The organism is Enterobacter cloacae complex sp. P27C, assembly GCF_014895705.1.
Taxonomy (GTDB): domain Bacteria; phylum Pseudomonadota; class Gammaproteobacteria; order Enterobacterales; family Enterobacteriaceae; genus Enterobacter; species Enterobacter bugandensis.
Genome location: NZ_JADBQB010000003.1, coordinates 282,793 through 301,951, shown reverse-complemented (window position 1 = coordinate 301,951; position 19,159 = coordinate 282,793). Strand labels below are relative to the sequence as shown.

At 56.1% G+C, this 19,159-nt stretch carries 16 protein-coding genes; 2 read left to right on the top strand and 14 right to left on the bottom strand.

Annotation, left to right across the window (positions count from 1 at the left end; all coding sequences use genetic code 11):
- Positions 1-43: 43 nt before the first annotated feature.
- Positions 44-961 carry a ribonuclease BN gene (gene rbn, locus IM291_RS07620; protein WP_028013926.1) on the top strand — a complete coding sequence of 306 codons (918 nt, stop codon included), beginning with the start codon at positions 44-46 and terminating at the stop codon, positions 959-961.
- Positions 962-1,025: 64 nt separating this feature from the next.
- The gene (locus IM291_RS07615; protein WP_192986487.1) at positions 1,026-2,030 is read left to right on the top strand and encodes a chemotaxis protein; all 1,005 of its coding nucleotides are present in this window, start codon (positions 1,026-1,028) and stop codon (positions 2,028-2,030) included.
- A gap of 91 nt (positions 2,031-2,121) precedes the next feature.
- Here the strand turns inward: IM291_RS07615 and nuoN are convergent, their stop codons facing one another.
- The 14 genes from nuoN to lrhA form a co-directional block, all read right to left on the bottom strand.
- Positions 2,122-3,579, bottom strand: a complete 1,458-nt coding sequence (gene nuoN / locus IM291_RS07610) for an NADH-quinone oxidoreductase subunit NuoN (protein ID WP_192986485.1) — start codon at positions 3,577-3,579, stop codon at positions 2,122-2,124.
- A gap of 6 nt (positions 3,580-3,585) precedes the next feature.
- Entirely contained in the window at positions 3,586-5,115 is a 1,530-nt protein-coding gene (gene nuoM / locus IM291_RS07605) for an NADH-quinone oxidoreductase subunit M (protein ID WP_008500214.1), read from the bottom strand.
- A 76-nt stretch (positions 5,116-5,191) separates the two neighbouring features.
- The gene (gene nuoL / locus IM291_RS07600; RefSeq protein WP_028013930.1) at positions 5,192-7,033 is read right to left on the bottom strand and encodes an NADH-quinone oxidoreductase subunit L; all 1,842 of its coding nucleotides are present in this window, start codon (positions 7,031-7,033) and stop codon (positions 5,192-5,194) included.
- Entirely contained in the window at positions 7,030-7,332 is a 303-nt protein-coding gene (nuoK, locus tag IM291_RS07595) for an NADH-quinone oxidoreductase subunit NuoK (protein WP_003861496.1), read from the bottom strand. Before nuoK ends, nuoL begins: the two co-directional genes overlap by 4 nt.
- Complete coding sequence (gene nuoJ / locus IM291_RS07590; protein ID WP_008500212.1) at positions 7,329-7,883, bottom strand: NADH-quinone oxidoreductase subunit J; 555 nt, start codon at positions 7,881-7,883, stop codon at positions 7,329-7,331. Before nuoJ ends, nuoK begins: the two co-directional genes overlap by 4 nt.
- Before the next feature lie 10 nt (positions 7,884-7,893).
- Positions 7,894-8,436, bottom strand: a complete 543-nt coding sequence (gene nuoI, locus IM291_RS07585; protein ID WP_003861491.1) for an NADH-quinone oxidoreductase subunit NuoI — start codon at positions 8,434-8,436, stop codon at positions 7,894-7,896.
- A gap of 13 nt (positions 8,437-8,449) precedes the next feature.
- Complete coding sequence (gene nuoH / locus IM291_RS07580; protein WP_008500211.1) at positions 8,450-9,427, bottom strand: NADH-quinone oxidoreductase subunit NuoH; 978 nt, start codon at positions 9,425-9,427, stop codon at positions 8,450-8,452.
- The gene (gene nuoG / locus IM291_RS07575; RefSeq protein ID WP_192986484.1) at positions 9,424-12,147 is read right to left on the bottom strand and encodes an NADH-quinone oxidoreductase subunit NuoG; all 2,724 of its coding nucleotides are present in this window, start codon (positions 12,145-12,147) and stop codon (positions 9,424-9,426) included. The genes nuoH and nuoG overlap by 4 nt, the downstream gene beginning before the upstream one ends.
- A 55-nt stretch (positions 12,148-12,202) precedes the next feature.
- A complete protein-coding gene (nuoF, locus tag IM291_RS07570) occupies positions 12,203-13,540 on the bottom strand; it encodes an NADH-quinone oxidoreductase subunit NuoF (RefSeq protein WP_006811381.1) in 1,338 nt (445 codons plus the stop codon).
- Positions 13,537-14,037, bottom strand: a complete 501-nt coding sequence (gene nuoE, locus IM291_RS07565; RefSeq protein ID WP_006176513.1) for an NADH-quinone oxidoreductase subunit NuoE — start codon at positions 14,035-14,037, stop codon at positions 13,537-13,539. Before nuoE ends, nuoF begins: the two co-directional genes overlap by 4 nt.
- Before the next feature lie 2 nt (positions 14,038-14,039).
- On the bottom strand, positions 14,040-15,842 hold the full coding sequence (gene nuoC, locus IM291_RS07560; protein WP_028013933.1) for an NADH-quinone oxidoreductase subunit C/D: 1,803 nt from the start codon (positions 15,840-15,842) through the stop codon (positions 14,040-14,042).
- Positions 15,843-15,931: 89 nt separating this feature from the next.
- Positions 15,932-16,606 (bottom strand): NADH-quinone oxidoreductase subunit NuoB, encoded by a 675-nt coding sequence (gene nuoB / locus IM291_RS07555; RefSeq protein ID WP_003861482.1) that lies wholly within the window; start codon positions 16,604-16,606, stop codon positions 15,932-15,934.
- 15 nt (positions 16,607-16,621) lie between these two features.
- Positions 16,622-17,062, bottom strand: coding sequence for an NADH-quinone oxidoreductase subunit NuoA (gene nuoA / locus IM291_RS07550; RefSeq protein ID WP_014171000.1), 441 nt, complete (start codon positions 17,060-17,062; stop codon positions 16,622-16,624).
- Positions 17,063-17,692: 630 nt separating this feature from the next.
- Positions 17,693-18,631 (bottom strand): transcriptional regulator LrhA, encoded by a 939-nt coding sequence (lrhA, locus tag IM291_RS07545; protein WP_028013934.1) that lies wholly within the window; start codon positions 18,629-18,631, stop codon positions 17,693-17,695.
- Between the last annotated feature and the right edge of the window lie 528 nt (positions 18,632-19,159).

The following is a 19,159-nucleotide window of genomic DNA, read 5'->3' as shown; positions in this document are numbered from 1 at the left end:
TTATACTAAACCCCTCCCCGTTCGGCAAAGGGCTGATTGCGTTATGGAACTGATTTTTCTGGGTACGTCCGCTGGCGTGCCAACCCGCTCACGAAACGTGACGGCAATTCTGCTGGATCTTAAGCACCCCACCCGCGGCGGGCTGTGGCTGTTTGACTGCGGTGAAGGGACGCAGCATCAGCTGCTGCACACCGCGTATCACCCCGGCAAGCTGGATAAAATTTTTATTACTCACCTGCACGGCGACCATCTGTTTGGCCTGCCGGGCCTGCTGTGCAGCCGCTCCATGGCCGGCAACGCCAATCCGCTGACGATTTACGGGCCTGCGGGTGTGCGTGAATTTGTTGAAACCGCGCTGCGCCTGAGCGGGTCATGGACGGATTATCCGCTGGAGATCGTTGAGATTAGCGAAGGCCTGGTTTTCGATGACGGTGATTATAAGGTGAGCGCTCAGCCGCTGAATCATCCCGTTGAGTGCTATGGCTATCGCATTGAAGCGCATGACAAACCCGGCGCGCTGGACGCCGCCGCGCTGATGGCCGCGGGCGTAAAACCCGGACCGCTGTTCCAGCGCCTGAAGCACGGCGAGACCGTCACGCTGGAGGACGGTCGTGTCATCAACGGTCAGGATTATCTCGCCGCGCCCGAGCCGGGCAAGAAGCTGGCTATCTTTGGCGACACGGCCCCGTGCCCTGCCGCCCTTCAGCTTGCCCGGGGCGTTGACGTGATGGTGCACGAAGCCACACTGGAAACGGCGATGGAAGAGAAAGCCAACGGCCGCGGCCATAGCTCAACGCGTCAGGCGGCGCAGCTTGCCCGCGACGCAGGCGTCGGAAGGCTGATCGTCACTCACGTCAGTTCCCGCTACGACGCGCGGGGGTGTGCAAGCCTGCTGGCAGAGTGCCTGGCGGTGTTCCCGGCGTGTGAGCTGGCCGAAGATTTCGCTAAGGTCAGCGTTTAGCCCTTCATTTTTCTCTCAGGATGCCGATAACGATTAAAAGGTCAGCATTTCTCTCGAGGGTAGAATGGATAATTTCCAGAAAGATATTGATGACAGGGCGAATCTCACCCTGTCGAACCGTTTTGAACTGTTGCTGTTCCGTCTTGGCACCTCTCTGAACGAAAATAAATCCGAGCTGTTTGGCATTAACGTCTTTAAGCTGCGTGAGATTGTGCCGATGCCGGAATTCACAAAACCCGCCGGGATGAAATCACCGCTGATGGGGATGGTGAATATTCGCGATCAGGTGATCCCGGTGATCGATCTGGCCGCCGTGGCGGGCTGTAAGCCTACCACCGGGCTGAACATCCTGCTTATCACCGAATATGCCCGCAGCGTACAGGCCTTTGCCGTGGAGTCGGTTGAAAACATCATGCGTCTGGACTGGAAGCAGGTGCACGCCGCGGAGACCGCCGTCAGCGGCCGCTATATCACCAGCATTGCCTGCCTGGATGAGAAAACGGATACCAACGATCTGGCGATGGTGCTGGACGTTGAGCAGATCCTCTATGACATCACCCCGGCCAACCACGATCTGCACGCCACCAATCTGAAAACCACCAAGTTCAACATCAAGCCGGGCGCAGTCGCGATTGTGGCGGAAGATTCCAAAGTGGCGCGTTCGATGCTGGAGAAAGGTCTGCAGGCGATGGAGATCCCAGCGCAGCTGCACATCACCGGCAAAGACGCGTGGGAAAAAATTGGCGTGCTGGCCGAACAGGCACAGGCTGAGGGCGTGCCGATCACCGATAAGATCGCTCTGGTGCTGACCGACCTCGAAATGCCGGAGATGGACGGATTTACGCTGACGCGCAAAATCAAAACCGACCCGGTTCTGAAGGATATTCCGGTAGTGATCCACTCCTCCCTTTCCGGCAACGCCAACGAAGATCATATTCGCAAGGTGAAGGCGGACGGGTACGTGGCGAAGTTTGAGCTGAACGAGCTGTCGTCGGTGATTGAGGAAGTGCTGGATCGTTCGATGAAGAAGATTGGCGGGCCGCTTATAAGCAGGAAGCAGCTGGCTTAGGTTCTGTGCGGGCTGGTGCCCTCACCCCATCCCTCTTCCACAGGGAGAGGGCGCAAACCATAAAAAACCCGCCGAGGCGGGTTTTTTGTTTTTACATTAATGGCATCGCTCGCTGCACGATATCAATCAGCGGCTGCGGATAGATACCGAAGATCAGCACCAGCAGCGCGGAGATAAGCACTACGATACCACCGGCGCTGTACTGCCAGTTGCCTGGAGCATCACGGTTGAGCTGCTGAGGCGCGCTCAGGTACAGGCTCACGGCCACGCGCAGGTAGTAGTAGAGGCCAATCGCGGAGCCGATAACGACACCGGCAGTCAGCCACCACAGGTGCGCCTGCACACCGACGGCCAGCACGTAGAACTTACCGATAAAGCCCAACGTCATCGGGATACCCGCCAGAGAGAGCATCATCACGGTCATTACCGCGGACAGAATTGGACGGTGCCAGAACAGACCACGGTAGGAGAACAGTGAATCGGCATCCGGACCACGGTACGGGCTGGACATCAGGCTCACCACGCCGAAGGCGCCGAGGCTGCTGAACAGGTAACCGGCCAGATACACGCCTACGGCTTCCATCGACATCTCACCGCTCTGCAGCGCAATCAGCTCCACCAGCAGGTAGCCCAGATGAGAGATGGACGAATAGCCCAGCAGACGCTTGATGTTGGTCTGGCTCAGCGCCATCAGGTTACCGAAGATGATGGAGACGAACGCGATGATGCCCAGCACCACGCGAACGGCTTCACTATCACCCACCGGGGCGTACAGGAACAGACGCATGACCACACCGAAGATAGCGATTTTGCTCGCCGTCGCCAGGAAGGTAGAGACCGGTGCAGGCGCACCCTGGTATACGTCTGGCGTCCACAGGTGGAACGGAACCAGAGAGAGCTTGAAGCCGAGGCCAACGATCATCATGCCCAGACCCGCCAGCAGCAGCGGCTCATGCAGCATGCCGTCGCCGAGGCTCTTGCCGAGCGCCATGAAGGAGAGGTTACCGGACTGAGCGTACAGCAGCGCAATACCAAACAGCAGGAAGGATGACGCGGCAGCAGACAGAATGGTGTACTTGATGCTCGCTTCCAGAGAGCGCTTCTGACGGAAGGCGTAACCAATCAGGCCGAACAGCGGCAGAGAGATCAGCTCAATACCGAGGAACAGCGCGGCCAGATGGTTGGCATTCGCCAGCAGAATGCCGCCCAGCGCGGCAATCAGTACCAGCAGGTAAAACTCTTCTTTGTTGTCGTTGTAGCCTTCAAGCCACGGGTAAGCAAAGGTACAGGTTGCCAGGCTCGCCAGCAGCACCAGCCCGGTATACAGCATGGCGTAACCGTCAACGCGCATCAGCGGCGTGACGTCCATCGCCCCGCCCTGGCCAACAAACCAGAGTGAGACTAACGCGGCATTCAGGCCGATGACCGACAGCGTGGCATTCAGGAAGTGATTGCGTCGCCACGCAATGGAGAGCATCACAACCACCACCGTCAATCCGACGATCAGCAGCGGTAGCAGCGCGATCAGTTGTTGTGGAGTTATTGTCATGGCGAATTACGGCCTTGTAGTAGAAACAGAATTAACAAACCACTGCTGGATATTGCCCATCGCGCTGTGCGAGGTATCCAGAATCGGCTGCGGGAAGAAGCCCAACAGCACCAGCAGTACGACCAGCAGCAGGATGATGAACAGCTCACGCAGCGACATCCCCGGCAGTTCTTGTGCAGCAATTTCGCTCTTCGCTTTACCGAAGTAAGCGCGGTGCAGCATCGCCAGCGAGTACACGGAAGCGAACACCAGACCAAAGGTGGAGATCACGGTAATCACCGGTACCACTTTGAAGCTGCCGAACAGAATCATGAATTCGCCGACGAAGTTACCGGTGCCCGGCATCCCCAGGGTAGCCACCGCGAAGAACATGGAGAGCGCTGGCAGCCATTTAATTTTGCTCCACAGGCCACCCATCATACGCATGTCGCGGGTGTGCAGACGTTCATACAGCTGGCCGCACAGGATGAAGAGACCGGCTGCGGACAGACCGTGCGCAATCATCTGGATCACCGCGCCCTGGTACGCCAGCTGGCTGCCGGTGTAGATAGCAATCAGCACGAAGCCCATGTGGGAAACGGAGGTATAAGCAATCAGACGCTTGATGTCGTATTGCGTGAAGGCCATCCAGGCACCGTAGAAGATACCGATCACACCCAGCCACATGGCAATCGGAGCGAACTCCGCGGAGGCATTCGGGAACAGCGGCAGTGCGAAACGCAGCAGACCGTAGGCCGCCGTTTTCAGCAGGATGCCCGCCAGGTCAACGGAACCCGCCGTTGGTGCCTGGGAGTGCGCGTCTGGCAGCCAGCCGTGCAGAGGAACCACCGGCATTTTCACCGCGAAGGCAATGAAGAAGCCCAGCATCAGCAGGTATTCAACGCCGTGTGACATCGGGGTCTTCAGCAGGTCTTCGTAGTTGAAGGTCCAGGTGCCGGTTGCGTTGTGATGAACGAACACCAGCGCCAGAATGGCAATCAGCATTACCAGACCGCTCGCCTGGGTATAGATGAAGAACTTGGTTGCCGCCGTGATACGCGTTTTACCGTCGGACGCCTTGTGGCCCCACAGCGCGATCAGGAAGTACATCGGCACCAGCATCATCTCCCAGAAGAAGAAGAACAGGAACATGTCGATGGCAAGGAACACGCCGATCACGCCGCCCAGGATCCACATCAGGTTCAGGTGGAAGAAGCCCTGGTATTTTTCGATTTCTCGCCAGGAGCAGAGTACCGCCAGAACGCCGAGCAGACCGGTCAGCACCACCATCAGCAGCGACAGACCGTCAATCGCCAGGTGGATCGTAATGCCGAAACGCGGGATCCACGGCAGGATGAACTCAGACTGCCACTGCGGAATGCCCGCAGACTGGGTCAGTGAGTAACCGCCCTGCAACCACAGTTGCAGGCCAAGCGCGAGCGTCAATCCCATGGTGATCAGCGCGATCCAGCGCGGCATCTTCACGCCAAAGCGTTCGGTCTGCCAGCACAGGAAGCCGCCGATGAAGGGAATTAATATTAGCCAGGGTAGTAACATGGCGATTTACATTCCTTTTTAAGGCCCCCAGCAGGGGCCTGATTTTCAACGAATTCGAATAAAATTCACTTAACGATCAACGCAATACCATCAGCAGCGCCAGCACCACAACCGCACCGATGCTCATGGACGCCACATACCAACGCAGGTAACCGTTCTCGCTGTACAGCAGGCCTTTACCTGCAAAGCGGGAGAGGATCGCCGGGATGTTCATCAGGCTGTTCAGCGGGTCGCGCTTCAGCAGCCACGCAACGCCCAGGAACGGCTTAACGAAGATCATGTCGTACAGCCAGTCGAAGCCCCACGCGTTGTACCACCAGGTGCCCAGCAGGCGGCCCGGCGCACTGTTGGCCACGGCAGTGACCAGCGTACGTTTGCCCAGCCACAGCCATGCCGCAATCAGGATACCCGCGATAGCGACCACACCGGAGGTGATTTCAAGCGTCAGAACGCGACCGTGCTCAAGCTCGGTGGTGTCTGGCAGTACGCCCTGCAGCGGTGGCACAATCATCGCGCCAACGAAGGTGGACAGTACCAGCAGCACAATCAGCGGCAGGTGGTGGGTAATCCCCTTCCCTGCGTGAGCGTGAATTTGTTCTTTACCGTGGAATACGATGAAAATCATACGGAAGGTATACAGGGAGGTCATGAACGCACCGACCAGACCCGCAACCATCAGATTGATATGACCATTCGCCATAGCACCCGCAAGGATTTCGTCCTTACTGAAGAAGCCCGCGGTGATCAGCGGCAGTGCCGCCAGCGCCGCGCCGCCCACCAGGAAGCAGACATAGACCAGCGGGATGGACTTACGCAGTCCGCCCATCTTGAAGATGTTCTGCTCGTGATGGCAGGCCAGAATCACCGAACCGGATGAGAGGAACAGCAGCGCTTTGAAGAACGCGTGCGTCATCAGGTGGAAAATGGCCGCGTCCCACGCCTGAACACCCAGCGCCAGGAACATGTAACCAATCTGGCTCATGGTGGAGTACGCGAGAACGCGCTTGATGTCGGTCTGAACCAGCGCGGCAAAGCCTGCCAGCACCAGCGTGACCGCACCGACGATACCCACCAGATGCAGAATTTCCGGAGTCATCAGGAACAGGCCATGAGTACGCGCAATCAGGTAAACACCGGCGGTGACCATGGTCGCGGCGTGGATCAGCGCGGAGACAGGGGTTGGACCCGCCATCGCGTCGGCCAGCCATGTCTGCAGCGGCAGCTGCGCGGATTTACCCACGGCACCACCCAGCAGCATCAGCGTTGCCCACCACAGCATGTTATTGCCTGCCTCGAAGTGTGCTGGCGCCAGTTCCACCATCTCGCGGAAGTTCAGCGTGCCCAGTTCGTTGTAGAGAATGAACAGCGCGAACGCGAGGAAGACGTCACCCACGCGGGTCACGACGAACGCTTTCATGGCCGCTGCGCCATTCTTCGGATCGGTATAGTAGAAACCGATCAGCAGGTAAGAGCACAGGCCCACGCCTTCCCAGCCCAGATACATCAGCAGCAGGTTATCGGCCAGCACCAGAACCACCATGCTGGCAATAAACAGGTTGGTGTAGGCGAAGAAGCGGGAGTAACCCTCTTCACCGCGCATGTACCAGGAGGCAAACATGTGGATCAGGAAGCCGACGCCGGTGACCACGGAGAGCATGGTCAGCGAGAGACCGTCCAGCACCAGGTTGAAACCGATGTTGAAATCACCGACCGACATCCAGGTCCACAGCGGCACGCTGAAAGGCTGGCGTCCGTTGTTAAAGAAGTCGATACCCGCATACGCTGTGACCAGCGCGGCCAGGCCGACAGAGCCCATGCCAACGGTCGCGGACAGATTCTCAGACCAGCGGCCGCGAGAAAACGCCAGCAGCACGAAGCCAATCAGCGGAAAAATAATGGTTAAGGCAAGCATATTCATCCACGCAACTCACTTACTGAATCGATGTTCAGATTCTGGCGGCGACGATGGAGCTGCAGCAACAGCGCCAGGCCAATACTCGCTTCAGCAGCCGCGAGGCTGATGGCGAGAATGTACATCACCTGACCATCGGTCTGGCCCCAGTAGCTTCCGGCGACCACGAAGGCCAGCGCGGAGGCGTTAATCATGATTTCCAGGCCGATCAGCATAAACAGCAGATTACGGCGGATAACCAGACCGGTCAGACCCAGAACGAATAAAATCGCAGCGAGGATCAGTCCATGTGTTAAGGGGATCATGCGCGCTCCTCCGTTTTTCTTTTCGCGCGGTCGTCAGTGCGGTTGCTCAGCACCTCGCCAGCACGCTCTTCGCGGCCAACGTGGAAAGCCACAACCAGGCCTGCCAGCAGCAGCATAGAGGCCAGTTCCACCGCCAGAACGTATGGGCCAAAGAGCGTGATACCCACCTCTTTCGCACCAATTGGCGTGCCGTCGATGCCCTGATCGTTCACGCCCAGAATGGCGTAAACGATCACCACCAGCATGATGGCCGACAAAATTGCCGGGCCAATCCACACCTGCGGTTTTAACCACTGACGTTCCTGCTCAATTTCAGAGCCGCCCAGGTTCAGCATCATCACGACGAACACGAACAGCACCATGATGGCCCCGGCGTAAACGATGATTTCCAGCGCACCGGCGAAGTGCGCGCCCAGCGCGAAGAACACCCCGGAAATAGCCAGCAGCGAAATGATTAAGTACAGCAGCGCATGCACCGGATTGGTGTGCGTAATCACTCGCAGCGTAGCCAGGATGGCGATAAGGCCACAGATATAAAAAGCGAATTCCATTGCCCTCTCCTTACGGTAACAGGCTCTTGACGTCGATAGGCTTAGCTTCGTTCTCTGCTTCGCCCTTATCTTTGCCGTCGATTGCCATACCCGCCATCCGGTAGAAGTTATATTCCGGGTATTTGCCCGGACCGGAAATCAGCAGATCCTCTTTCTCGTACACCAGGTCCTGACGCTTGTACTCACCCAGCTCAAAGTCTGGAGTCAGCTGAATCGCCGTGGTTGGGCACGCTTCTTCACACAGACCGCAGAAGATGCAGCGTGAGAAGTTGATGCGGAAGAACTCAGGGTACCAGCGGCCGTCTACCGTCTCGGCTTTCTGCAGAGAGATACAGCCGACCGGACACGCTACCGCACACAGGTTACAGGCAACGCAGCGCTCGGAACCGTCCGGGTCTCGCGTCAGCACGATACGGCCACGGTAGCGCGGCGGCAGATATACCGGCTCTTCCGGGTACATCCGGGTTTCGCGTTTAGCAAACGCGTGCAGGCCGATCATCCAGATACTGCGTACCTGGGTACCGAAACCTACCAGTAATTCTTTTAAGGTCATGGTCTATAGCCCCTTATGGCTGCTGCCAGAGAATGACAGCTGCCGTTACCAACAAGTTGACGAGCGTCAGCGGCAGGCACACTTTCCAGCCGAAGGACATTACCTGGTCATAACGTGGACGCGGTAACGCTGCGCGAATCAAAATGAACATCATCATGAAGAACGCGGTTTTCAGCGCGAACCAGATGAACGGCGGTAAGAACGGGCCATGCCAGCCACCAAAGAACAGCGTTACCATCAACGCGGAAATGGTGACGATACCGATGTACTCGCCCACAAAGAACAGACCGAACTTCATGCCGGAATATTCAATGTGGTAACCGTCGGCCAGTTCCTGTTCGGCTTCCGGCTGGTCAAACGGGTGACGGTGACACACGGCCACGCCCGCGATAGCAAAGGTAATAAACCCAAAGAACTGCGGGATAACGTTCCAGATGTCGGCCTGGTTGTTGACGATGTCGGTCATGTTGAATGAACCGGCCTGCGCCACCACGCCCATCAGGGAGAGTCCCAGGAACACTTCGTAGCTCAGCGTCTGCGCGGAAGCACGCATCGCACCCAGCAGCGAGTATTTGTTGTTACTGGACCAGCCTGCGAACAGGACCGCGTAAACCGCGAGACCTGCCATCATCAGGAAGAACAGAATGCCGATGTTCAGGTCAGCGACCACCCAGGTCGGGCTGACCGGAACGATAGCAAACGCCAGCAGCAGCGAGGTGAAGGCGATCATCGGTGCCAGAGTAAAGATCACGCGATCCGAGAAGCGAGGGATCCAGTCCTCTTTAAAGAACATCTTGATCATGTCCGCGACCAGCTGGAGTGAACCACCCCAGCCCACGCGGTTCGGTCCGTAACGGTTCTGGAACAGACCGAGCAGACGACGTTCACCAAAGCTCATGAACGCGCCGCAGGTGACCACCACCAGCAGGATAACAATCGCTTTCAGAATGCTCAGCAGGATGTCGATAAGATCCGGCGTTAACCAACTCATGCTTTTGCCTCCTGCAGATTATCAAGACGCGCACCCGCCAGAACCGGCGCGATGCCAGGCATACCCATCGGCAGACCGACCTGCCCTGCTGTCAGATTTTCAGAAATAATCAGCGGCAGGCTGATGGTCTGGCCGTCATAGCTAAAGGCGATGTTCGCGCCCGCGTTAACGCCAAGCTTCGCGGCATCCGCCGGGTTAAGCTTGATGTAAGGCTGCGGCATACGGGTCTGGAAGACCGGTGAACGCTGGGACAGCTCGTCGCTACCGAACAGATGGTAGTACGGGGCAATACGCCACTGACCATCCTGAGCCTGGAAGCTCGCCGGGACGGTGGTGAAGAAGTCCAGACCGGTTTCGGAAGCTTCAATCAGACGCACGCCCGGATCGCCGTGGCGCAGGGAGCCGCCCACTTCAGCCTGGAACTTGTTCCACGCCTGCGGGGAGTTCCAGCCCGGAGCCCATGCGAACGGGATTTGCGAACGCGGGGCAGACGGCTGGTTGTTCCCTTCCATGGAGAAGGCGAACATGGTGTCTTTATCCTGCGGCTGGCGCGGTTCGTGTACGCTGATGTTGGCGCGCATAGCGGTACGGCCGCTGTAGCGGTGCGGTTCACGCGCCAGCTTCTGGCCGCGAATGCGGAAGCTGGCTTCAGGCGCGGCATCTTTAATGCCTGCCAGCTGAGGCAGTTTTTCCACCACCGCGTCGATAACGTGGTCGAGCTGCGTCCAGTCCACTTCACGGCTCTGCACGGTGCTGTGCAGGGAGTGCAGCCAGCGCCAGCTTTCCAGCATCACGGTGTTGCTGTCGTAATATGCCGGGTCGTAAACCTGGAAGAAACGCTGCGCGCGGCCTTCGTTGTTGATAACGGTACCGTCGCTTTCTGCAAAGCTTGCCGCAGAGAGCACCAGATGCGCTTTGTCCATGATCGCGGTGCGCTGATGGTCAATCACCATCACCAGCGGCGCTTTGGAGAGCGCAGCGTCAACGCGAGCGGCAGACGCGTGGCGGTGCAGATCGTTTTCCAGCACCACAACGGCGTCAGCGGCACCGGATTCCAGTTCGCTTAACGCTTCTTCCAGCGAGCCGCCGCCAATCATGCCCAGACCGATGCTGTTTACCGCACGGGCAATCATGGTCACGCCAACGTCTGCACCGCGGCCTTTCAGGGCTTTGGCAACGTTCGCGGCGGCCTGAATGATCTCCGCGCTTCCGGCGTTGGTTCCGGAGATAATCAGCGGTTTCTTCGCACCTGCGAGGGCCTGAACAATCACGTCGACCTTGTTTTGCAGGTCGCGATCCAGCTCAACGGCCGGTGAGCTGTTGTCCAGCGCGTGGGCAATGGCAAAGCCAAGACGCGCCTGGTCTTCAACCGGCGCGCAGTAGGTCCACGCGGCGATATCGTCCAGACGGGTGTTGTCGACGTTGGTCACAAACAGAGGGTGCTTCGCGCGCTGGCCGATGTTGAGGATCGCCGCAATCTGCCAGTCAGCCACTTTCTGCGCCGCTGCCATTTCACGTGCTTTACCCTTCACCGCCTGACGAACCGCCAGGGCCGCGCGGGCGCCGGTCTGCGTCAGGTCTTCACCCAGCACCAGAACCGCATCATAGGATTCAATTTCGCGCAGCGCAGGGGTATGGATACCACCTTCACGCAGCACTTTCAGTACCAGCTGCAGACGTTCCTGCTCGCCCTGGGCGATGCCGGTGTAGAAGTTTTCCGCTCCAACCAGCTCGCGCAGCGCGAAGTTGCTTTCGATGCTGGCGCGCGGGGAGCCGATACCGATCACTTTCTTCGACTGGCGCAGAATATCTGCCGCGCCCTGCATCGCCTGTTCAGCGTTCAGGGTAATGACGTCGTCGCCACGGCGCTGAACCGGCTGACGCGGACGGTCTTTCAGGTTCACATAGCCATAGCCGAAACGACCGCGGTCGCACAGGAAGTAGTGGTTTACGGTACCGTTGTAACGGTTTTCGATACGACGCAGTTCGCCGTAGCGCTCACCCGGGCTGGTGTTACAGCCGAGGGAACACTGCTGGCAGATGCTTGGCGCAAACTGCATGTCCCATTTACGGTTGTAACGCTCGGAGTGGGTTTTATCCGTGAATACGCCGGTCGGACAGATTTCTACCAGGTTACCGGAGAATTCGCTCTCCAGCACGCCGTCTTCCGGACGGCCGAAGTAGACGTTGTCGTGCGCGCCATAGACGCCCAGATCCTGACCATCTGCATAGTCTTTGTAGTAACGCACGCAGCGGTAGCAGGCGATGCAGCGGTTCATTTCGTGAGAGATGAACGGCCCCAGATCCTGGTTACGGTGGGTACGCTTGGTAAAGCGATAGCGACGGAAACTGTGACCGGTCATCACGGTCATATCCTGAAGGTGGCAGTTACCGCCCTCTTCACAAACCGGACAGTCGTGCGGGTGGTTGGTCATCAACCACTCCACCACGCTTTCGCGGAACTGTTTGGCTTCTTCGTCATCAATCGAAATAAAAGTGCCTTCGGTGGCTGGCGTCATACAGGACATCACCAGGCGACCACGCGTGTCTTCCGCGTTTTGATATTGCTTCACCGCACACTGGCGGCAAGCACCGACGCTGCCCAGCGCCGGATGCCAGCAAAAGTACGGAATATCGAGGCCAAGAGACAGACAAGCTTCCAGCAGGTTGTCCGCCCCGTTGACTTCGTATTCTTTGCCGTCTACATGAATCGTAGCCATTAGCATGCTTCCAGTTGGCTCAGTCGAAACCGAGCGTTAATCAAAATTCTTGTCGTTACCAGCGCGCTTTCAGCAGGTTCGGCTGAATACCATTGATCGAATGGGTATTGCTGAACGGCTGCTTGATGCCTGCTTCGAATTCGTCGCGGAAATATTTAATCGCGCTCTGCAGCGGCTCGACGGCACCCGGTGCGTGGGCGCAGAAGGTTTTACCTGGCCCTAAGAATCGACACAGTTGCTCAAGCGTCTCGATATCGCCAGGCTGGCCTTCGCCGCGCTCGATTGCACGCAGGATCTTCACGCTCCACGGCAGACCGTCACGGCACGGTGTACACCAGCCGCAGGACTCACGGGCAAAGAACTCTTCCAGGTTACGCACCAGCGAGACCATGCCGATCTCGTGGTCGACGGCCATCGCCAGCGCCGTACCCAGACGGCTGCCTGCTTTACCAATGCTTTCGAATTCCATCGGCAGGTCAAGGTGGGCTTCGGTCAGGAAGTCCGTCCCTGCCCCGCCCGGCTGCCAGGCTTTAAATTTCAGGCCATCGCGCATGCCGCCGGCGTAGTCTTCAAGAATTTCGCGTGCGGTGGTACCGAACGGCAGTTCCCAGACGCCAGGGTTTTTAACGCGACCGGAGAAGCCCATCAGTTTGGTACCGGCATCTTTGCTTGAGGAGATGCCCTGATACCACTCCACGCCGTTGGCGAGGATAGCCGGGACGTTACACAGGGTTTCGACGTTGTTTACGCAGGTCGGTTTACCCCACACGCCGGAGCTTGCCGGGAACGGTGGCTTGGAACGCGGGTTCGCACGGCGGCCTTCCAGGGAGTTAATCAGCGCAGTTTCTTCACCGCAGATGTAACGCCCGGCACCGGTGTGCACGAACAGTTCGAAGTCAAACCCGGTACCCAGGATGTTTTTACCCAGAAGGCCGGCTTCGGTGGCTTCGGCAATCGCGCGACGCAGGTTTTCTGCCGCTTCGATGTACTCACCGCGCAGGAAGATGTAGCCACGGTACGCTTTCAGCGCAAACGCGGAGATCAGCATGCCTTCCACCAGCAGGTGCGGCAGCTGCTCCATCAGCAGGCGGTCTTTATAGGTGCCTGGCTCCATTTCATCGGCGTTACACAGCAGGTAACGGATGTTCATGGATTCGTCTTTTGGCATCAGGCTCCACTTCAGACCGGTGGAGAAGCCCGCGCCGCCGCGGCCTTTCAGGCCGGAATCTTTCACCGCATTAACGATGTCGTCCGGCGCCATGCCGCCGAGGGCTTTACGCGCACCGGCATAGCCGTTTTTGCTCTGGTATTCGTCGAGCCATACCGGCTGTTTGTCATCGCGCAGACGCCAGGTCAGCGGATGCGTCTCAGCAGTACGAATTACAGTTTTCATTTGTACTGCTCCAGCAGGTCAGGAATCGCTTCCGGCGTCAGATGGCTGTGAGTGTCCTCATCAATCATCATGGTCGGCCCCTTGTCGCAGTTACCCAGGCAGCAGGTTGGCAGCAGAGTAAAGCGTCCATCGAACGTGGTCTGGCCCGGCTTGATATTGAGCTTTTTCTCAATCGCAGCCTGAATGCCCTGATAGCCGGTAATGTGGCAGACGACGCTGTCACAGTAGCGGATCACATGGCGGCCTACCGGCTGACGGAAGATCTGGCTGTAGAACGTAGCTACGCCCTCTACGTCACTTGCCGGAATGCCCAGCACTTTTGCGATCTCGTAAATCGCCCCATCCGGCACCCAACCACGCTGTTTCTGTACGATTTTCAGCGCTTCAATGGACGCCGCACGCGGGTCTTCGTAGTGGTGCATCTCGTGCTCAATGGCGGCACGCTCTGCTTCACTCAGCTCAAAAGCCTCGGTTTGTGGTTGTTGATTCTCGTGCATAATTAGCGGTCCACATCTGACATAACAAAATCGATACTACCCAGATACACAATCAGGTCAGAGACCAGACTGCCGCGGATGGCGGACGGGATCTGCTGCAGGTGCGCAAAGCTCGGCGTACGCACGCGGGTACGGTAGCTCATGGTGCTGCCGTCACTGGTCAGGTAGTAACTGTTAATACCCTTGGTCGCTTCAATCATCTGGAAGGATTCTTGCGCCGGCATGACCGGGCCCCAGGAAACCTGCAGGAAGTGGGTGATCAGGGTTTCGATATGCTGCAGCGTGCGCTCTTTCGGCGGCGGCGTCGTCAGCGGGTGATCCGCCTTGAACGGGCCTTCCGGCATGTTGTTGAGGCACTGCTCAAGGATGCGCAGACTCTGGCGCAGCTCTTCCACTTTCAGCATCACGCGGGTGTAGCAGTCGGAAACACCGCCGCCAACCGGGACTTCAAAGTCGAAGTTCTCGTAGCCAGAGTAAGGACGGGCTTTACGCACGTCGAAATCAATACCGGTCGCACGCAGACCTGCACCTGTGGTACCCCACTCCAGCGCTTCTTTCGCGCCGTAGGCAGCAACGCCCTGGGAACGGCCTTTCAGGATGGTGTTGCGCAGCGCGGCTTTCTCGTAAGACGCCAGACGCTTCGGCATCCAGTCGAGGAATTCACGCAGCAGGCGGTCCCAGCCGCGCGGCAGATCGTGCGCCACACCGCCAATACGGAACCAAGCCGGGTGCATACGGAAGCCGGTAATCGCTTCCACCAGATCGTAGATTTTCTGACGGTCGGTAAAGGCGAAGAAGACCGGGGTCATCGCGCCGACGTCCTGAATGAACGTGGAGATGTACAGCAGGTGGCTGTTGATGCGGAACAGTTCAGACAGCATAACGCGAATCACGTTAACGCGATCCGGTACGGTGATGCCTGCCAGTTTCTCAACGGCCAGCACGTATGGCATTTCGTTTACGCAGCCGCCGAGGTACTCGATACGGTCGGTATACGGAATGTAGCTGTGCCAGGACTGACGCTCGCCCATCTTCTCAGCACCGCGGTGGTGGTAGCCGATGTCAGGAACGCAGTCGACAATCTCTTCGCCATCAAGCTGAAGAATAATACGGAATGCACCGTGCGCAGACGGGTGGTTCGGACCGAGGTTGAGGAACATGAAGTCCTCGTTTTCAGTACCGCGCTTCATGCCCCAGTCTTCCGGCTTGAAGGTCAGCGCTTCCATCTCCAGATCCTGCTTGGCTTTGGTCAGCTCAAACGGATCGAATTCGGTCGCACGTGCCGGGTAGTCTTTACGCAGCGGGTGGCCGGTCCAGGTCTGCGGCATCATGATGCGCGTCAGGTGCGGGTGGCCGTCGAAGGTCATGCCGAACATTTCCCAGGTTTCACGCTCATACCAGTTAGCGTTCGGGAAAAGTTTGGTGATCGTCGGCAGATGCATGTCGTTTTCAGACAATGCCACCTTGAGCATGATATCCGTGTTGCGGTCTATTGAGATCAGGTGGTAGAAAACGGAAAAATCCGCAGCAGGGAGACCCTGGCGGTGCGTTCTCAGACGTTCGTCCATGCCGTGTAAGTCAAACAGCATGACGTAAGGTTTTGGCAATTTCTTGAGGAAATCGACAACTTCCAGCAATTGTTCACGCTTCACCCAAACAACGGGTACCCCGGTGCGGGTCGCCTGAACGGTAAAGGCATCCGGCCCAAAACGGTTGCGCAGTTCGCCAATAACGGGGTCATCAAGATGATCCCGGGTCTGCCAGGCGGCTTCTTGCGCGGTTAAGTCGGTCATATTGTTCACCATTGCAAATGGTCCGTGGTGACTGTTAAGCCTGGCTTCGCGCTATTTGAGTAGTGATATGCGAAGGTTTTCTCCAGGCCTACAGGCGCAAATTAAATTTCGTCAGGCGTACGCAGGTTGGTGACGGCAATACGTTCACCACGTTTACGCTCGCGCTCGGACTGCATGTTCGCGCGATAGACACCCTGATCGCCAACAACCCATGAGAGTGGGCGACGTTCTTTACCGATAGACTCCTGCAGCAGCATCAGCGCCTGCATATAGGCTTCTGGGCGCGGCGGGCAGCCCGGGATGTAAACATCCACCGGAATGAACTTATCAACGCCCTGCACAACGGAATAAATGTCGTACATACCGCCGGAGTTTGCACATGCGCCCATGGAAATAACCCATTTTGGCTCCAGCATCTGGTCATACAGACGCTGAATAACAGGTGCCATTTTGGTAAAGCAGGTACCGGCCACCACCATCAGGTCAGCCTGACGTGGGGAAGCACGCAGTACCTCGGCCCCAAAACGCGCAACGTCATGCACCGCAGTGAATGACGTCACCATTTCAACGTAGCAGCAAGAAAGGCCAAAGTTGTATGGCCAGATGGAGTTCTTACGACCCCAGTTGACCATATCGTGCATGGCATGTTCGAGTTTGCCCATATACACGCTTTTATTGACTTCTTGCTCCAGGGGGTCGGTTACGATCTCCTGTTTTTGCAGGGGGTAACGGTCATTCTCACCGTTAGGATCTATGCGGGTGAGCGTATAATCCATCTTATTGCCTCGCTGTTACTGCTGACGATTAGAGATACTGTTTTCCGGGTTGATGTGTTCACGACGTGAACGCGCAGGCGTCCAGTCAAGCGCGCCAATACGCACCAGATAAACCAGACCGGCCAGTAGCACTAAAATGAAAATTGCGGCCTCGACAAAGCCCACCCAACCACTTTCGCGAATGGAGGTCGACCATGCGAACAGGTAAAGCGCTTCCACGTCGAAGATGACGAAGAACATCGCTACCAGATAGAACTTGGCAGACAGGCGTAAGCGAGCGGACCCTACTGAATCAATACCTGATTCGAAAGGTGTGTTTTTGTGCCTTGCACGGGCGCGACCGCCCAGGAACCAGCCGCCGACTAACATCAGGCAGCACAGGCCAATGGCTACAATAAGAAAGATTGCGAATGCCCAGTGATGAGCGATGACTTCTGTGGATGTTGACATACTCATTGCTTACTCATCAAAAGTGATACCGACGACACTGCTCTTGCTGGCAGATGGGCATCACATCGATTCATGGGGAGGAACAAATAACCTTACACTAACTGTCTGAAATGAGACGTAGACAGCAAAATGATGGGGTTTTTTACTCCTTTCTATAACCTATTGTCAACTTTAACAAAGGTTTCTTCACATTAAATTACATCGAGCGATTCTCATTAACATTTGGTGCCCTTTAACCCTGGTGGTTACCTGACTTTTCGTCAAATGCATGTTGTTGAATCGTGTCCGTTTTGGAAGTAAAAAAAATAACCCTCCTATTTTGACAGGATTTGCCAACGATTCCTCCCCCCAAATAGGAGTATTTTCTTGATCTGAGACACGCTTTTGTTAATTCACCCAAAAAACCGGCAACATATTTGCTGCTTTTTTAACATCAAGGGGTTATGGATGAAGTTAGACCGGAAAGTGAACAAGATTTAAGCAGAAGCATTTATTCCCTTGATATGTATGTTTTATTTATGAAAACCCTGTAACGAAAGAGGATAATAATGGCAAAAAAAAGCCACTGCGTGCGAAAACGGCACGAGTGGCTTTTTTTTACACTTACAATTTGTTACCAGAATTTTGAGCTTTTGATCACTCAAAGTCACCTTCAACGATCAGGGAATCATCCCCCCCTTCGGAGGTAACATGCTCGAACTGCCATGGGTTATGGTAATTTTCCATCGCCTCAAACACCACCTTCGCCAGCTCGTTATGACTGGACGCGTTATGGCAAAGCAGATACTCGGTATCCGGCAGCGCTGGGAGACCATCAGATTTACCGAGAACGCGCAGATCGGGGCTCATCATCTCTACCGGACGGGCCGTTACGCCAAGACCCGCTTTCACGGCGGCACGCACCGCGGGCAGCGTGGACGCTACATAGGCCAGACGCCACGGAATGTTGGCTTCATTTAACGCCGTAAGCACCATATCCCGGAAAGGACTCGGATCGTCCAGTAAAACCAGCGGTACGGGTTCCCCTTTTTGCAACACGTATTCCGCTGCGCAATACCAGTGCGTTGGCGATGTGCGCAAGGTCAGACAATCAAACTGTCCGGGACGATGCGTCGTGACCACCAGGTCGACCTTGTTCTCATTTAACATCTCAACCATAAAGGCATTACGCTTTACGCTCACATCCAGCGCAAGCTTCGGATAAACCGAGCTAATTCGGTTGAGAAGAAACGGCAATATTGTATCCGCTGACTCATCAGATGCCCCTAAGGTTAACACCCCCTGAAGGTTGCTAAACATTAATGACATACATGCTTCATCATTAAAGCGAAGAATTTTCCTGGCATAACCCAGTAGCTGAATACCGTGTTCCGTTAAGAGCTTATTACGCCCGTGACGGGCAAAAAGCTCTTTCCCAACCAGTTGCTCCAGCCGCTGCATTTGCTGGCTAACGGCGGACTGAGTTCGGCAGACGGCGGCAGCAGCTGCTGCAAAAGTGTTGAGATCGGCGACCGCAACAAACGTTCTCAGCAGATCGAGGTCGAGATTCATTATCGGACGATTTGCATTTATCATATCTATTCACTTTCAGGTTGCTCGTGCGGAGCTGCCCGGGTTGAAGCTGTGTGTAACAGTTAAGCAATTCCTTCTGAAGGTTTTCCCTCGCATCCCGGCCCGGCAGACTGCCTGACAGATAGTTATTGTGCTGCTTTATATCAACAGTCAGAAAGCACGTTTCATGACGTTATTTTTATTCTCTTAAACGTTCAGGATATTTAGATGTACGCAGGGTTATGTAAATTACATTAAAGGCGTAACACTTTTTCTGCCATCTTTTTCGCAGCGCTGTCAACGTAGCAGGAGATGTTTGACACATTCCAGCCAGAGATAACTCCAACAATAACAATCAATTAAACCGGAAAATCAGTTTCAAAAATGCAAAACCACTGCATCTTTCTACTGCTTTCCGTATAGACATCTTAACCCAAATCCACTTTATTTATAAGTCTTATTGCAATATTAAGGATTAAAGAGGTTTGTTAAGCTTCTAAACTAATTTTATTAGAATTAACTAAAGTTGCATTTTGTTGGTTAATAATAAAT

Coding starts and splice junctions, on each gene's coding strand:
- rbn (WP_028013926.1), top strand. CDS start 44: ATGGAACTGATTTTTCTGGGTACGTCCGCTGGCGTGCCAACCCGCTCA.
- IM291_RS07615 (WP_192986487.1), top strand. CDS start 1,026: ATGGATAATTTCCAGAAAGATATTGATGACAGGGCGAATCTCACCCTG.
- nuoN (WP_192986485.1), bottom strand. CDS start 3,579: ATGACAATAACTCCACAACAACTGATCGCGCTGCTACCGCTGCTGATC.
- nuoM (WP_008500214.1), bottom strand. CDS start 5,115: ATGTTACTACCCTGGCTAATATTAATTCCCTTCATCGGCGGCTTCCTG.
- nuoL (WP_028013930.1), bottom strand. CDS start 7,033: ATGAATATGCTTGCCTTAACCATTATTTTTCCGCTGATTGGCTTCGTG.
- nuoK (WP_003861496.1), bottom strand. CDS start 7,332: ATGATCCCCTTAACACATGGACTGATCCTCGCTGCGATTTTATTCGTT.
- nuoJ (WP_008500212.1), bottom strand. CDS start 7,883: ATGGAATTCGCTTTTTATATCTGTGGCCTTATCGCCATCCTGGCTACG.
- nuoI (WP_003861491.1), bottom strand. CDS start 8,436: ATGACCTTAAAAGAATTACTGGTAGGTTTCGGTACCCAGGTACGCAGT.
- nuoH (WP_008500211.1), bottom strand. CDS start 9,427: ATGAGTTGGTTAACGCCGGATCTTATCGACATCCTGCTGAGCATTCTG.
- nuoG (WP_192986484.1), bottom strand. CDS start 12,147: ATGGCTACGATTCATGTAGACGGCAAAGAATACGAAGTCAACGGGGCG.
- nuoF (WP_006811381.1), bottom strand. CDS start 13,540: ATGAAAACTGTAATTCGTACTGCTGAGACGCATCCGCTGACCTGGCGT.
- nuoE (WP_006176513.1), bottom strand. CDS start 14,037: ATGCACGAGAATCAACAACCACAAACCGAGGCTTTTGAGCTGAGTGAA.
- nuoC (WP_028013933.1), bottom strand. CDS start 15,842: ATGGTGAACAATATGACCGACTTAACCGCGCAAGAAGCCGCCTGGCAG.
- nuoB (WP_003861482.1), bottom strand. CDS start 16,606: ATGGATTATACGCTCACCCGCATAGATCCTAACGGTGAGAATGACCGT.
- nuoA (WP_014171000.1), bottom strand. CDS start 17,062: ATGAGTATGTCAACATCCACAGAAGTCATCGCTCATCACTGGGCATTC.
- lrhA (WP_028013934.1), bottom strand. CDS start 18,631: ATGATAAATGCAAATCGTCCGATAATGAATCTCGACCTCGATCTGCTG.